This is a genomic window from Arthrobacter sp. S39 (genome assembly GCF_004320525.1).
Classification (GTDB): domain Bacteria; phylum Actinomycetota; class Actinomycetes; order Actinomycetales; family Micrococcaceae; genus Arthrobacter.
The window spans coordinates 287,289-301,058 of sequence record NZ_SIHX01000002.1; the positions used below are offsets into that span (position 1 = coordinate 287,289).

Here is a 13,770-nt window from a genome sequence, read left to right on the forward strand (position 1 = left end):
GGGTTTGCCTTGTGAAACCTAGCTGCTGATGGCCGCCTTCATTTCATCTACAGCCTTGGTTCCGGCCTCATCCGGGGACAGCCTGTTGAAGAGGACCTCCACCGTATAGCGCCGGATGATTTCCTGGATGATGCCTGCGCCCTTCGGCGGCGGCGCCGGAGCCGCGCCGAGCTCGTCCTTGATCTGGTCGATGAACTTGACCACCTTGCTGTCCGCGGATGTCAGCTTGGACTCTGTGGCCGCCCGGAGGTCTGAGTTGGGGTTCACGCCGCGATCGGCGAGGAGGATTTCGCCGGCCTTGACGTCATTGGCAAGGAAGTTGATGAACCTGGCCGTTTCCTGGGGGTGCTTGGTGCGTGAAGATGCCGACCAGAACTGGGACGTTTTGTACCAGAGCTGCGTGTCGGCAGCCTCGCCGGTTTTGGAGGGGAACCGCAGGATCGCCAGGTCGCCGCCTGCAGCCTTTTCCAACGCAGGGAGCTGGTTGGACCACCTGAAGGCGAACCCGTTGGTGCCTGTTGCCACGCCGCTCTGATCCAGCGTGGCGGCCTCGGCCTCCACCACCTCGGATGCTGTGGGCACGGCTTCCTTCTCCCGGAGCTGCTTCAGGAATGCCCACCACTGGGCAATGTCGCCCGGTTCAAACCCGAGCTTGTGCTCCGGAGTGTAGAGGGACTTGCCGTTTTGCCGTAGCCACACGCCCAGGGACGCCTCGTCTCCGCCGTACGCCGCGGAGCCGTACGTGCCTTTCGGGGATTTAGCCGTGATCTCGGCTGCGATGCGCGCGAAGTCTTCCCAGGTCCAGGTTGAGTCATCCGGCAGTTCCACTCCGGCGGCCTTGAACACTTCGGGGTTCGCCAGCATGACCGGGGCGTTGATGCCGGCGGCGAGACCGGTCAGCCCGTCTTCGCTGGTGCCGGACTTGAGCGCCGCCTCATCAAACTTTGACGTGTCGATGTCGTATTTGGAAAGGTCCAGCAGGGCGCCGCGGCTGGAGTACTCGGTGATGTACTTCTCGTCCATCTGGATGATGTCTGGGGCATCGTTCGCGGCGACCTGGGTGGCCAGCCTGTCCCAGTAGGGGCCTGAATCGCCGAATTCCGGCTTGATCTTGATGTTCGGATTCTCTGCCTCGAAGGCCGCGATCACGGCCTGCGTCAGCTGCGCCCGTTTGTCGCCGCCCCACCACGCAAACCGGAGCTCCACAGGACCACCGTCGCTCTTCGGGTCTGTCCCGGCGCCGCAGGCGCTGAGGGCAATGACGACGGCGGCCGCTGCGGCCACCGCGCGGACCTTTCGGAACCGGCGTCGGGCGACTGCGGGCGGCGGCTCTGCCTCGCGATGCATTGCGGCGGAATCAGAATAGGGAAAAAGCGGCACTGGGTACTCCGATCTTCTTTGATCTTGCAAGGGAGCAGGGTGGGCGTTCGTGCCCTGCAGGGTCGAGGTGGGGTCTTGCGGCGGGCCGATGTCGACGGGACCGGTGGGGAGGGCTGCCATGCCGACAACGGGATCACCCGCCGGCCTGACGCTCTCATACATCATATACTAGACACCATACACCTGATATGATGAGTTGCATGGAAAGGAATTTATTGTGATCACGGAATCCATGCCCAGCGGTCTGCTGCCAGCGTCGTCCCGGACCGGTCTTGTGGTGGAGGCGCTTCGGCGGTCAATCCTCACGGGTGAGCTGCCTGCCGGGCAGCCGTTGGTTGAGACCGAACTCGCCCGCCGGTACGGCATCTCGAAGACCCCCGTGCGGGAGGCGCTCAAGACCCTGGTAGGGGCCGGACTGGTCACGATGAGCGAATACAAGGGCGCCACCGTACGGGTGGTGGATGAGGAGATGGCGCGCAGCGTCTTCGACGTCCGATCACTCCTGGAGCCGGTCGCCGTCGCCCGCACAGTGGAACGCGGACTGGACCTCGACCTTGCGCAGGACGCGCTGGACCGTGCCTCATCCGCCAAGGACGAAGCCGAACGGAGCCTGGCTAACAGGGATTTCCATCAGCTGCTCTATTCCAACTGCGGCAATCCTGTCCTTGTTGACATGCTGGACGGGCTGCGCGAGCAGACGGCGCTGATTTCAGTCAACGCGTGGACCCAGCAACCGTCGTGGGACGAAGAGGCGGCCGAGCACGCCGAAATCCTGGCGGCGGCACGCGAGGGCGATGCCGGCCGTGCGGCCGAGCTGGTCCTCAACCACATTCGCAGTTTCGAGGTCCGCGCCGTCGGACAGATCGCCGGCAGGAAAAGATGACATTCCCCGAGCTCCGCACAGCCCTGGCCGACGTGGTTGCGATTCCCGTGACCCCCTACCGGGACGGCGCCGTCGATGTCGCCGCGTTCAAGCAGCTGCTTCGGCGGCTGGTGGACAACGGCGTCACCACGATTACTCCCAACGGCAACACCAGCGAGTTCTACGCACTGACTGCCCGGGAGCGCCATCAGCTGATCGAGGCTTCGGCACAGGAGGTCGGCCCGGAAGCCTTCCTTCTTCTGGGAGTCGGCCACGACGTGGAGTCTGCCATCGCCGACGTCCGGGCCGGAGCGGCGGTTGGCATCCGCATGGCCATGATCCACCAGCCGTCGCATCCGCATGTCTCTGCTGCCGGCTGGGTGGAATACCATGCCCGGATTGCGTCGGCCACGCCGGAAGTCGCCGTTGTGCTGTACATCCGCAACGAGTGGGTGACGGCGGCAATGCTGGTTGAGCTGGCCGGCCGCTGCCCCAATGTCATTGGTATCAAATATGCGGTGCCGGACCCCACCCAGTTCGCAAGGATCCGGGAATTGGCCGGCGCCGACAGGTTCGTCTGGATCGCCGGACTTGCCGAACCATATGCCTTGTCCTATGCCGCCCACGGCGCCACAGGGTTTACCTCAGGGCTGGTCAACGTGAATCCGCAGCTGTCGCTCTCCCTGCGGGACGCCCTGCGTATCGGGGACTACCGGCTGGCATGCACGCTGCTGTCCCGGATCTCCAGGTTCGAGGAGCTGCGGGCGGAGGACAGGTCGGCCAACAACGTCAGCGTCGTCAAGGAAGCGCTGTCCCAGCTGGGCCTTTGCGAACGGACCATCAGGCCGCCCAGCTACGAGCTCAATGACGACGCCCGTGCGGAGATCGCCGGGATCCTGGCGGACTGGAGCACCGTGAATGACCTCTTTCCGGCGGGCACCCACGCCGGGACGGTAGTCAGCGCATGAAGATCACCGGATTCAAGACGTTCATGCAGCGCGTCGGCAACCGGCCGCGGCTGCTCTTGCGGGTGGACACGGATGAAGGCATCTCAGGCTGGGGCGAGGCGTACAACCACGGCCCGGATTGGGCCCTGGTGCCGGTGCTCGACTACCTGTTTGAGCAGGTCAAAGGCGACGATCCGCGCCGCGTTGAGTACGTGACCCAAAAACTGATCCGCAAGGCGCGCTTCCCCCAAGGCGCGATTGGCCTGGCCGCGATCTCCGCAATTGACCACGCGCTGTGGGACATTGCCGCCAAGGCACTCGACGTGCCGGTGTACAGCCTCCTGGGCGGGACCGTGCGCGACAGGGTTTCCGTCTACGCCGGCGTCTACTCGGCACCGGACCCGGCAGAATGCCGGGCGGTGACCGAGGAGCTGAACGAACGCTACGGCTTCACGGCGTTCAAGCTGAGCCCCTTTCGGGGCGACATCCACAACCGGCGGTGGGGACTTGTCGTGTCCGAGACCGCAGAGTATTTCGGTGCTGTCAGGGAAGCCTGCCCCGATGCCTGGGACTTCGCCTTCGATGCCCACGCCAAGATTTTCGAGCCCTTCCAGGCCGTCCAGCTGGGCAACGCACTCGCCCCGTACCAGCCGCTCTTCTTCGAAGAACCCATCCGGCCTGAGTACTTCCCCGCCTGGCACCGGCTGCGCGCTGAACTCAAGGTGCCGCTCGCCACCGGCGAAAGCCTGTACTCGGCGAACGAGTTCCTGAGCCTGCTTTCCGGCGGCGGGGCAGATATCGTCCAGCCGGACATCTGCGTGGTGGGCGGAATTTCCCAGATGCGCAGGATCGCAACCATCGCCGAGGCGCATTTCACCACGGTGGCGCCGCACAACCCGATGGGTCCGCTGGCGGTTGCGCACAACTTGCACTTCGCGGCGGCCTGCAGCAACTTCTCCATCCTCGAGTACAAGCTCGAGGAGACCACCTGGTGCCCCGACCCGTACCTTCCCGTGGACGGCCACCTCGAACTGCGGCCTGACCGCCCGGGCTGGGGCATCGAGGTCGACGAGGCCGCCCTGACCGAGGACGACTACATCCATTGGGAGCGCCAGTTGCCCACGAGACCAGACGGCTCCCTCGCGTTCTGCTGACCTACGGGCCGGGCCGGGCCGTCCCGCTTCAGGCGCTCTATGCGTCCTGGAGCGGGCGCCGGGCCAGCCACGCGGCAACAATCGCGCCGGAAATGTTGTGCCACAGCGAGAACACGGCGGACGGCAGCGCCGCCAGGGGTGAGAAGTGGGCGGTGGCCAGCGTGGCCGCCAGTCCCGAATTCTGCATGCCCACCTCGAACGCGAGGGCGCGGCGTGCCTTGTCGTCCAGCCGGCCCACCTTCCCCGCCAGGTAGCCAAGGCCCAGGCCAAAGCCGTTGTGCAGCACCACAGCCAGGAACACGATGCCGCCGGCGGCCACGATCTTGCTGGAACTGCCGGCCACCACGATGGCCACGATCAGGGAAATCACGACGGCGGACGCCCAGGGAAGTGCCGGGAGCACCTTCGCGACGAGCTTCTTGAGGAAGAGCCGGGCGAGGAGGCCGGCCACCACGGGCAGCAGCACGGTCTTGACGATGTCGCCCACCATGGCACCGGCGTCGATCTGCAGGTACGAACCGGCCAGGAACAGCACCAGCAGCGGCGTGACAATCGGCGCGATGAGCGTGGAGACCGAGGCCACTGCCACGGACAGCGCCACATCGCCCTTGGCCAGGAAGGCCATCACGTTGGAGGCGGTGCCGGACGGTGCGCAGCCCACCAGGATCAGGCCCACGGCCAGTTCAGGTTCCAGGTTCAGTGCAACGGCGATCAGCCAGCCGGCCCCGGGCATGATTACGTAGTGGGCCACGATGCCCAGCACCACGGCCCACGGGCGTTTGGCCACTGCGGCGAAGTCCGGCGGGGTCAGCGTCAGGCCCATACAGAACATGATGATTCCCAGCAGGTACGGCACGCTGGGACCCAGGGGCTTGAACGCTCCGGGGATGAAGAATCCCAGGACACCCGCCACGACCACCAGGAGCGGGAAGACAGTGACCGCGATCCGGGCGATCTTCGCCTCCGCGGCCAGCGCAGGGTTGGTGGGGGCCTCAACAGGGGGATTCTGGGATTTTGTTGCCTCAAGCATCCAATCATGCTGGCACTGCAGGGCGCCCGGCAGCCAGTTCGTGACCCCGCACGGTAACAAGCCAGGACGCCCTTCGAGGGTTTCTGCCCGGTACCGCGGGCCGCGGTGCGATACTGAGATTTGCATCACTTCGGCAGTCGAGGGGAACTTCGGAAAATGGTCCTGGATACAGCGACGCTCAGAATCGCGTTCGCGCTGATGGCCATGGTGCTGGGGTTGCTCTTCTATTTTTCGGCCTACCGCTTCACGCGCTCACCCTACAGCGGCTGGTGGTGCCTGGCCCTGGTGTTTTTCCTGACCGGATCGGCCGCCTTCCTCTTCAACGGAACCGCCCATCAGTGGTGGGCCAATCCGCTGGGAAACGTCCTGGTAGTCCACGGCGGAGTGGCAGTCTGGGCCGGTGCGCGGTCCCTGCGGACGGTGCCGCCGCGGCGGTGGCTGTTCACGGCGATACCCCTGGCCACCCTGTTTGCCTCCGCCGTCGACAATCCCGGCACCAACACCTGGGCCGGCGGCGCGGTGTTCCTGGCCGCCATGAGCCTGACAGTAGGGCTTGCCTCGAGGGAACTCTGGCGGCTTGAGCCGGGATATTCGCGCGTCAGGATCCCGATGGCTGCCGCGGCCGCGGGGTTGTCCGCGTTCTATCTCGGCCGGCTGGTGGTCTTCCTGCTGGAGGGCCCGAACGGGCCAACCTTCGCCACATACTTCGGCTCAGCCGTGACCACCCTGGTCACCATGGTGCTGCTGGTGGTGGTGTCCTTCAGCATGGCCGCGCTGAGCAGCGAACAGCAGACCCGCGCCCTCCGGATGGTGGCCACCCGGGATGACCTCACAGGGCTGCTCAACCGCAAGGCGTTCTTTGACCTCGCGGCGGAACACCTGGCGGACCCTGCGGTGACCCGCGCGTCCGGGGCGCTTATCCTGGCGGACCTGGACCATTTCAAGGCGGTCAACGACACCTACGGCCACGCCGCCGGCGACCTCGCACTGCAGGCCTTCGCGCACGCGTGCCAGGAAACGGTGCGGACAACCGACCTTACGGGACGGTACGGCGGGGAAGAGTTCATCCTGCTCATCCCCGGGTCCACTGCGGACCGCGCCGAAAGCATCGCGGATGCGATCAGCCGGCGGCTCGCCGCCGCCGGCGGTCCGGACGAGCCGAGGATGCCCACCGTCAGCTACGGCATCGCCACGTACGACGCCGGGACGCCGGGCCTGGATGCCCTGATCGCCTCTGCGGACGCGGCACTGTATGCGGCGAAGTCGCAGGGGCGGAACCGGACCGCCCGCAGCGACACCGCGCACTGACCGCAGGCTCCGCAACCAGGGATCAGTTGAGCTTTCCCGCCAGCCGTTCCCGCATCTGGATGCTGGCCGAGTTCAGCCCGATCAGTTCCACTTCCCGGCCATGCCTGCGGTACTTCTCGGTGACGGCGTCCAGCACCGCGATGGTGGAGGCGTCCCACAGGTGTGAGGCGTGCAGGTCAATCACGACCCGGCTGATGTCCGGCTCGGCATCCAGGGCGTACTCGAACTGGGTGTAGAGATCGTTCGAGGAGGCGAAGAACAACTCGCCGTCCACGGTGTAGGTGGCCACGTCCTCGCCGTTGAGTTTCACCACGGTGCGCTCGACGGTGACAAAGTGGGCCACCCGGCGGGCGAACATGGCCATCGCGGCCAGGACGCCTGCGCCGACGCCGATAGCCAGGTTGTGCGTCACCGACACCACGGCCACGGTGATGACCATAACGGCGGTCTCGGATCTGGGCATCCGGCGCAGGGTCCGCGGGGCGACGGAGTGCCAGTCGAACGTGATGGCGGAAACGAAGATCATCACGGCCACCAGCGCGGCCATCGGGATGAGGCCCACAACATCGCCCAGCAGGACCACCAGGACCAGCAGGAAGACGCCGGAAAGGAACGTGGACAGCCGGCTTCGGGCGCCGGATCCCTTGACGTTGATCATGGTCTGGCCGATCACGGCGCAGCCTCCCATGCCGCCCAGGAAGCCGGTGACGATGTTCGCCACGCCCTGGCCCCATGATTCCCGGGTCTTGTTGGAGCGGGTGTCCGTGATGTCGTCCACCAGCTTGGCGGTCATCAGGGATTCGAGCAGGCCCACCAGGGCCATGGACAGCGAGAACGGGGCGACGACCTGGAACGTTTCCCAGTTCAGCGGCACGTTAGGAATGAAGAGCGAGGGCAGGCTCTCCGGCAGCTGGCCCTTGTCCTGGACGGCCGGCACGTCCACTCCGGCCACCACCACAAACGCGGTGAGCAGAACGATGGCCACCAGCGGTGAGGGCACCGCCGTCGTGATCCTGGGCAGGAGCACCACAATGGCCAGGCCGATGGCCACCAGCGGGTAGACCATCCACGGCACGCCGATCAGCTCCGGGATCTGGGCCATAAACACCAGGATGGCCAGCGCGTTCACGAACCCCACCATCACTGACCGCGGGATGAAGCGCATCAGTCGGGTGACGCCCAGGACCGCCAGCAGGATCTGGAAAACCCCGGCCAGGATCACGGCGGCGATGAGGTGGTCGAGGCCGTGGCTGCGCATCAGCGGGGCGATCACCAGCGCCACCGCGCCCGTGGCTGCGGAGATCATGGCGGGCCGGCCGCCCACAAACGAGATGGTGACGGCCATGGTGAAGGAGGCAAACAGCCCGATCCGGGGATCGACGCCGGCAATCACCGAGAATGCGATGGCTTCGGGGATGAGGGCGAGGGCCACCACCAGTCCGGCCAGTGCCTCGGTCTTGAGGCGGCGAGGTGAACGGAGGGTGGCCCTGACGGACTGGAGCTGCAGGGGCTGCATGGATCCCTATTTCTTGGTCTGGCGGTAACGCTCGATCTGTTTCAGCCGCCGCAGGAGGCTGTCGCGCCGCGGGTGCGGAACGGCGTCGGGCGCCTCGGCGGTGAGGTCAATGTGCTTGGTTCCGTACTGCCACAGCAGGAGGTCATCCAGCAGGCGGTCCGGGCCAGGGGAGTAGCGGTGGTCCAGGGCCTTGCGGACCTCGGTGATCCGGTTGGCGCTGAGCAGCCCGGCGAGCTGCACGGTCTGGTTGAGGCCGTGCGCCGCCATGAGTTCGGCGGCCCAGCCCCAGTCATCATCAACTTTACGGTCCACGTGCGGCAGCAGCGTACGCCAGACGTCCCGGATGCGGTTGGGAGTGAGCTGGGCGCCGCCCTCACCATCAACGTCCCAAAAACTGCGGACTTCCTCATACCGCTCGTGCAGGTCCGCGAAGGCGCTCTCCACCGTCTCCAGCATGGCGGCCGTGGCCGTGAACTGCCGGTCGAAGTGCGGCGTCCAGGCGCGGGGGTCCTCGGCCTTGAACCGGATGTCGTGCTCGATCTCGCTCCAGGCGTGCGCAAAAACCGTGCGGATCTGGCATTCGAAGAAGTAGCTGCCGTTGGGCTGGATGTCCGGATTGAAGGCCTGCTGGTACTCCTTGACGGCCTCGTTCTGGATGGTTCTCAGGATCAGGTGGCGGCTGGAGTAGCCGTAGGTGCCGGACTCGATGGAACCGATGTCCTTTTCGCGGTCGCCGCGGCAGTCGAACACGTTCCGCTGGCGTTTGATCAGGTTGGCCACGAGGGCGTTTTCCGCCGGCAGTTTGGTGATGACGCGGACCCCCACCATGTCGTTCAGGGTCCGGAACGGGTCCGGGAACTTCAGGACCGGCGGCCCGCCCGGTTCCAGGGGTTCCTCGATGCGGGAGATCTTTTCCTTGAAGGACTCCACGGATTTGGTGCGGCCGGTGACAAACAGCGGGGTTACCTCGGTGTCCTTGAGCATGTCGCGGAGGATGTGCAGGACGTCCTTGGTGACCAGCTTCAGGGCAGGGCGGACGCGCTCGTAGATCTCCACGTTCTCCTGCACGGATTCGCGGAGGCTGACATCGAGGCTGTCCCAGTTACTCGGCATGGCTCCAGCTTACGGCGGGGGTCCGATAGTGGGATCCGCTGACACCGCGGGCCACCCGGCGACGCTCTCACTTGATGCATGAAAATACCGATCCCTCTATCACCGGGTGAGAGAGGGATCGGGAAAAGGCCACATTAGGTGATAGAGCGTCGGATGAGGCGTCAGTACTTGATCAGCTCGCTCTTCCCTGTGGCGAGGGAACGCGTGGCCGCTTCCGCGATGGCTTGCGCCTTGAGGCCGTCCTCCAGCGAGGGGCTGATGGCCGAACCGTTCTCCAGCGCGTCCACAAAGGAAGCCAGGGCGGCAGCGTAGGTCGGTTTGACGCGTTCAAACCAGCCCTCGTGAAGACCGTCGTCCACCACCCGGCCGGCACCATACCGGGACACGTTGCCGTCGCGCTGGCGGCGGGCCTCGGCCATTCCCGTGGAGCCCAGGACCTCGATCCGTTCGTCGTAGCCGTAGCCGGTGCGTCGGGTGCAGTCGATCTGCACCAGCGCCCCGGAGGACAGCCGGAGTGTTGCCGCGGACGTGTCCACGTCGCCGATTTCCGCCAGCCGCGGCTCGGCAAGGACAGAGCCCGTGGCGAAGACCTCCACCGGTTCCAGGCCGGAGATCCAGCGGGCGAGGTCGAAGAAGTGGACGGCCTGGTCCCGCATCTGGCCACCCGATGTCGCGAGATATTCCAGCGGAGGCATGGAAGGGCCCCTGCTGGAGAGCTGGATGAGTTCCACATTGCCGATTTCGCCGGAGTCCACAATGCGCTTGAGCTCGGCGTAATCGCGGTCGAACCGGCGGTTGAAGTCCACCATGGCGCGGGAAGAACGCTCCAGGGCATACGCCACAATGCCGCTGGCCTGCGACAGGTCGAGGTCGATGGGCTTCTCGCAGAGCACGGCCAGGCCGGCGTCGACGGCGCGGCGAAGGTGGGCCGCGTGGGTGTCCGTCGAGGAAGCGGTGAAGACGGCGTCCACCTCACCGGCGTCGAATATGTCCTCCAGGGAATGTGCGACGGCGGCGCCGAACTTCCTGGCGACGGCCCCTGCCCGGGCCGTGTCGACGTCGTACACCAGCCGGAAGTCGACGTCGGGGTTTGCGGCCAGGCTGGCCGCGTGGACGGTGCCGATGAATCCGGCGCCAATCAGGGCGAAGCGCTGCATCGTCAGACCTCCTGGAGGGATGCGCTGGCGGGGACCGTCCAGGCGCCGTTGTTGGCGTGGGACGCGGCGACGGCTTCGACGAACTGCACGCCGACGAGGCCGTCAATTCCGGTGGGGAAGGACAGCTCGCGGATGGTGCTCGGGGTGCCGTCGCGCCGTGCGGTGAGTTCGTCGGCGAGGTCGCGGTAGAAGTTTCCGAACGCTTCAAGGAAGCCCTCGGGGTGTCCGAGGCCCACGCGGGTGAGGCGGGCGGCGTCGTCGGACAGCGTGCTGAGGCCGTGGGTCAGGATGGTGGTGGTTCCCGCCAGGTCCTGCACGGAGAGGTGGTGCGGGTCTTCGTGCTGCCATTCCAGGCTGCCCTTGTCCCCGAAGACCCGGATCCGCAGCCCGTGGTTATGGCCGGTGGCGGCCATGCTGGCCCAGATCCTGCCGGTGACACCGCCGGTGAGGCGCAGCGAAACCGTGGCGTGGTCGAAGACTTCCCGGCCGGGCACCAGTGTCTGCAGCTGGCCCGTGAGCTCGTCTGTTTCCAATCCCGTGATGTAGCGCGCCAGCTGGTAGGCGTGGGTGCCCAGGTCAGCAACAACGCTGGGGAATCCGGCCACCTCAGGGGTGGTGCGCCACTGTGCCTGCTTGTGTCCGGTGAGCTCCAGCGGGGTTGATGCCCAGCCGGAGGCGTGTTCGACGTCGACGAACGTGATGCGTCCCAGGGCGCCGTCGCGGACCATTCGCGCAGCCTGGCGGACCATGGCGTACGCGGAGTAGCAGTGCGGGACCGCCAGGATGGTGCCGTTCTCTTCGGCGAGGCGCACCAGCTCGGCGGACGTGGCGGAGTCACCCGTCAGCGGCTTTTCGCACACCACCGCGATGCCGCGTTCGAGGAACGCCTTCGCGATGGCGAAGTGGCTGTCGTTGGGGGTGGCCACCACCGCGACGTCGATCCCGTCGGGCCGGGCGGCTTCCGCCGCGGCCATCTGGCGGAAGCCCGCGTAAGCCCGGCCTTCCGGGATGTGGAGTTCCGTGGCCACGCGGGACGCCTGGCTGGCGTCGCGGCCGAACACGCCGGCCACGAGTTCGTACCGGTCATCTAGGCGCATTCCGTACCGGTGCGTCTTGCCGATGTCAGCACCTGCACCGCCTCCCACCATTCCGGCCCGAAGGCGCCGTCCTGCTTCCGTCATCGTTGACTCCTTGTGTGGACACATCTGTTTGGACAAATATAGACCGTTCCATATTGGGGCAGCCCATCGACTTGCGCAAGCCCTAGACTGGATCCGACCCGAGGAGTTGCATGCCTGAATCCGATGCCGGTGCCCGCCCGGTCCGGCAGCCCACCATCCGTGACGTTGCCGAGCGCGCAGGTGTCTCCAAATCGCTGGTTTCGCTCGTGCTCCGCGATGCCCCGCACGTCAGCGACTCCCGCCGTCGGGTGGTCCTCGAGGCCATCGCCGAGCTCGGCTACCGTCCCAACGCACACGCACGCGGGCTCTCGCGGACCAGGAGCGGCACCGTCGGCGTGCTGCTCCACGACCTGCGCAACCCCTGGTTCGTTGAGCTGCTCGAGGGGCTTTCCGCCACACTGCACACGGCCGGGCTCTCGCCCCTGCTGGCTGACAGCTATACGGACCGGCGGATCGGGCGGCGCTCGGTGGAAGCGCTGGTGCACCAGGGGATCGACGGGCTGGTCGTCGTCGGGACAACCCCCGAGTCCGAGGCAATCCAGGCGGCCGCCGAATCCATTCCCGTGGTGCTCGCCGGCACGCGCGACCCCAACCTTCCCGGCGTGGACATTGTGGTGGACGACGACGACGCCGGCGCCCGCAGTGCCACCCGGCACCTCATAGAGCTGGGCCACCGCCACATTGCCCACCTGCGCGGGCCGGGCGAGATCGGCACCCTCCGCCTGGCGGGGTTCCGTGCGGCGATGGCCGAGGCCGGCCTGGACCCGGATGAGTACTCGGAGAACGGCGGCATGAGTGAGGAAAGCGGCTATGCGGCCACCCGCCGGCTGCTGGCCGGGGGCAACCGTCCCACCGGCATCTTCGCCTTCAACGACCTCGCCGCGATCGGCGCCCTCTCGGCTGCCGCGGACCAGGGGCTCAGCGTGCCCGCGGACCTGTCAGTGGTGGGCTACGACAACACCTACCTTGCCCGGATCCGGCACATCTCGCTGACCTCGGTGGACAACGGCAACCTGGCGGTGGGAGTGCAGGCCGGTAAGTACCTCATCGAGCGGCTGGAGGCTTCCGTGCAGCGGCAGCGGATCCACCTCGTGCCCACGTCGCTCGAGGTCCGGGGTTCCACGGCCCCGCCCGGCACCGCACGGTAGGCTCGGGCACATGGCTGGGCTGCGGCGTCGGACGTTTGTCTCAACGGCGCTGGCCGGCGCCGCCGCGGCAGGCGTCGGCGTTCTGGGCGCCGCATGTTCGCCAGGCTCTGAGGGGACCGTCCCCGCGGGGGAAGGGTCTCTTTCGGGAGGGCCGGGGGAGGGCGCAGTGCAGCGGCATAAGTATCAGTACGGTGAGGATCCGAGCCAGTTCGGGGAGCTGTACCTTCCGGAACTGCCCGACGGCGGCGCGCGCCGGGGCGTGGTGGTGGTCATCCACGGCGGCTACTGGCGGTCGCAGTACGGCGCCGAGCTCGGCGAACCGCTGGCCAAGGATTTGGCTGCCCACGGAATGGCCGCCTGGAACCTGGAGTACCGCCGGGCCGGAAACGGCGGCGGCTGGCCCAACACTTTCGCGGACGTGCTGGCTGGAATCGACAAGCTGGCCGACCTCGCCGCGGACCACTCGCTGGACCTGGACCGCGTGGTGGCCCTGGGCCATTCGGCCGGCGGCCACCTGGCTGTGTGGGCGGCGGGCCGCGCCCGGCTGGCGCAGCTGGGACTGCCCGACGCCGACCGCCAGGTCCTGCGGATAAGCGGCAGCGGCGCGGTCCGGCTGGCAGGTGTGGTCAGCCAGTCCGGGCTGCTCAACCTGGCCGAGGCACAGAAGCTGGACCTCAGCAACGGTGCCGTGAGCAACCTGCTGGGCGGGTCGTCGTCGAAGTTTCCGCTGCGCCTCAGGTACGCCGACCCGATGACGGCTATCCCGCTGGACGTGCCCGTCCACGTGGTCCACGGGGCCGCCGACACCACGGTGCCGCTGAGCCAGTCCGAGTCCTACGCTGCTGCCGCCGTCGCCGCCGGCATGACGGTGCGGCTGACCAAGGTGCCGGGGGACCACTACGACCTGATCGACCCCAAGTCCGCCGCCTACCGGGAGTGCCGGGAGCTGGTGCGGCAGCTCCTGGGCTGACGCA

At 66.9% G+C, this 13,770-nt stretch carries 12 protein-coding genes; 6 read left to right on the plus strand and 6 right to left on the minus strand.

Annotated features, from left to right (window positions below; translation table 11 throughout):
- Positions 1-18: 18 nt before the first annotated feature.
- Positions 19-1,347 carry an extracellular solute-binding protein gene (locus tag EYS21_RS05260; RefSeq protein WP_131132147.1) on the minus strand — a complete coding sequence of 443 codons (1,329 nt, stop codon included), beginning with the start codon at positions 1,345-1,347 and terminating at the stop codon, positions 19-21.
- Between the two features lie 250 nt (positions 1,348-1,597).
- On the opposite strand from EYS21_RS05260, the gene EYS21_RS05265 reads away from it, so the two are divergent.
- The 3 genes from EYS21_RS05265 to EYS21_RS05275 are packed head-to-tail and all read left to right on the plus strand — an operon-like array spanning position 1,598 to position 4,343.
- On the plus strand, positions 1,598-2,263 hold the full coding sequence (locus tag EYS21_RS05265; protein ID WP_242633297.1) for a GntR family transcriptional regulator: 666 nt from the start codon (positions 1,598-1,600) through the stop codon (positions 2,261-2,263).
- Positions 2,260-3,210, plus strand: coding sequence for a dihydrodipicolinate synthase family protein (locus EYS21_RS05270; RefSeq protein ID WP_131132148.1), 951 nt, complete (start codon positions 2,260-2,262; stop codon positions 3,208-3,210). Before EYS21_RS05265 ends, EYS21_RS05270 begins: the two co-directional genes overlap by 4 nt.
- Positions 3,207-4,343 (plus strand): mandelate racemase/muconate lactonizing enzyme family protein, encoded by a 1,137-nt coding sequence (locus EYS21_RS05275; protein ID WP_131132149.1) that lies wholly within the window; start codon positions 3,207-3,209, stop codon positions 4,341-4,343. The genes EYS21_RS05270 and EYS21_RS05275 overlap by 4 nt, the downstream gene beginning before the upstream one ends.
- A gap of 37 nt (positions 4,344-4,380) precedes the next feature.
- Here EYS21_RS05275 and EYS21_RS05280 read toward each other — a convergent pair whose 3' ends face one another.
- The gene (locus EYS21_RS05280; RefSeq protein ID WP_131132150.1) at positions 4,381-5,373 is read right to left on the minus strand and encodes a bile acid:sodium symporter family protein; all 993 of its coding nucleotides are present in this window, start codon (positions 5,371-5,373) and stop codon (positions 4,381-4,383) included.
- 156 nt (positions 5,374-5,529) lie between these two features.
- Between EYS21_RS05280 and EYS21_RS05285 the strand changes: the two genes are divergently transcribed.
- On the plus strand, positions 5,530-6,681 hold the full coding sequence (locus tag EYS21_RS05285; RefSeq protein WP_131132151.1) for a GGDEF domain-containing protein: 1,152 nt from the start codon (positions 5,530-5,532) through the stop codon (positions 6,679-6,681).
- Between the two features lie 22 nt (positions 6,682-6,703).
- On the opposite strand, the gene EYS21_RS05290 is transcribed toward EYS21_RS05285, so the two are convergent.
- The 4 genes from EYS21_RS05290 to EYS21_RS05305 form a co-directional block, all read right to left on the minus strand.
- On the minus strand, positions 6,704-8,197 hold the full coding sequence (locus EYS21_RS05290; RefSeq protein ID WP_131132152.1) for a SulP family inorganic anion transporter: 1,494 nt from the start codon (positions 8,195-8,197) through the stop codon (positions 6,704-6,706).
- Positions 8,198-8,203: 6 nt separating this feature from the next.
- Positions 8,204-9,310 (minus strand): (p)ppGpp synthetase, encoded by a 1,107-nt coding sequence (locus EYS21_RS05295; protein ID WP_131132153.1) that lies wholly within the window; start codon positions 9,308-9,310, stop codon positions 8,204-8,206.
- Positions 9,311-9,471: 161 nt separating this feature from the next.
- Positions 9,472-10,467, minus strand: a complete 996-nt coding sequence (locus EYS21_RS05300; protein WP_131132154.1) for a Gfo/Idh/MocA family oxidoreductase — start codon at positions 10,465-10,467, stop codon at positions 9,472-9,474.
- Positions 10,468-10,469: 2 nt separating this feature from the next.
- Positions 10,470-11,648 (minus strand): Gfo/Idh/MocA family oxidoreductase, encoded by a 1,179-nt coding sequence (locus EYS21_RS05305; protein WP_131132155.1) that lies wholly within the window; start codon positions 11,646-11,648, stop codon positions 10,470-10,472.
- A 110-nt stretch (positions 11,649-11,758) separates the two neighbouring features.
- Between EYS21_RS05305 and EYS21_RS05310 the strand changes: the two genes are divergently transcribed.
- Positions 11,759-12,796, plus strand: a complete 1,038-nt coding sequence (locus EYS21_RS05310; protein WP_131132156.1) for a LacI family DNA-binding transcriptional regulator — start codon at positions 11,759-11,761, stop codon at positions 12,794-12,796.
- A 166-nt stretch (positions 12,797-12,962) separates the two neighbouring features.
- Entirely contained in the window at positions 12,963-13,766 is an 804-nt protein-coding gene (locus tag EYS21_RS05315) for an alpha/beta hydrolase (protein ID WP_131132389.1), read from the plus strand.
- The last annotated feature ends 4 nt before the right edge of the window (positions 13,767-13,770 follow it).

Bases quoted from the DNA above. Each gene is read 5' to 3' on its own strand.
- EYS21_RS05260 (WP_131132147.1), bottom strand. From the start codon at position 1,347: ATGCATCGCGAGGCAGAGCCGCCGCCCGCAGTCGCCCGACGCCGGTTC.
- EYS21_RS05270 (WP_131132148.1), top strand. From the start codon at position 2,260: ATGACATTCCCCGAGCTCCGCACAGCCCTGGCCGACGTGGTTGCGATT.
- EYS21_RS05275 (WP_131132149.1), top strand. From the start codon at position 3,207: ATGAAGATCACCGGATTCAAGACGTTCATGCAGCGCGTCGGCAACCGG.
- EYS21_RS05280 (WP_131132150.1), bottom strand. From the start codon at position 5,373: ATGCTTGAGGCAACAAAATCCCAGAATCCCCCTGTTGAGGCCCCCACC.
- EYS21_RS05285 (WP_131132151.1), top strand. From the start codon at position 5,530: ATGGTCCTGGATACAGCGACGCTCAGAATCGCGTTCGCGCTGATGGCC.
- EYS21_RS05290 (WP_131132152.1), bottom strand. From the start codon at position 8,197: ATGCAGCCCCTGCAGCTCCAGTCCGTCAGGGCCACCCTCCGTTCACCT.
- EYS21_RS05295 (WP_131132153.1), bottom strand. From the start codon at position 9,310: ATGCCGAGTAACTGGGACAGCCTCGATGTCAGCCTCCGCGAATCCGTG.
- EYS21_RS05300 (WP_131132154.1), bottom strand. From the start codon at position 10,467: ATGCAGCGCTTCGCCCTGATTGGCGCCGGATTCATCGGCACCGTCCAC.
- EYS21_RS05305 (WP_131132155.1), bottom strand. From the start codon at position 11,648: ATGACGGAAGCAGGACGGCGCCTTCGGGCCGGAATGGTGGGAGGCGGT.
- EYS21_RS05310 (WP_131132156.1), top strand. From the start codon at position 11,759: ATGCCTGAATCCGATGCCGGTGCCCGCCCGGTCCGGCAGCCCACCATC.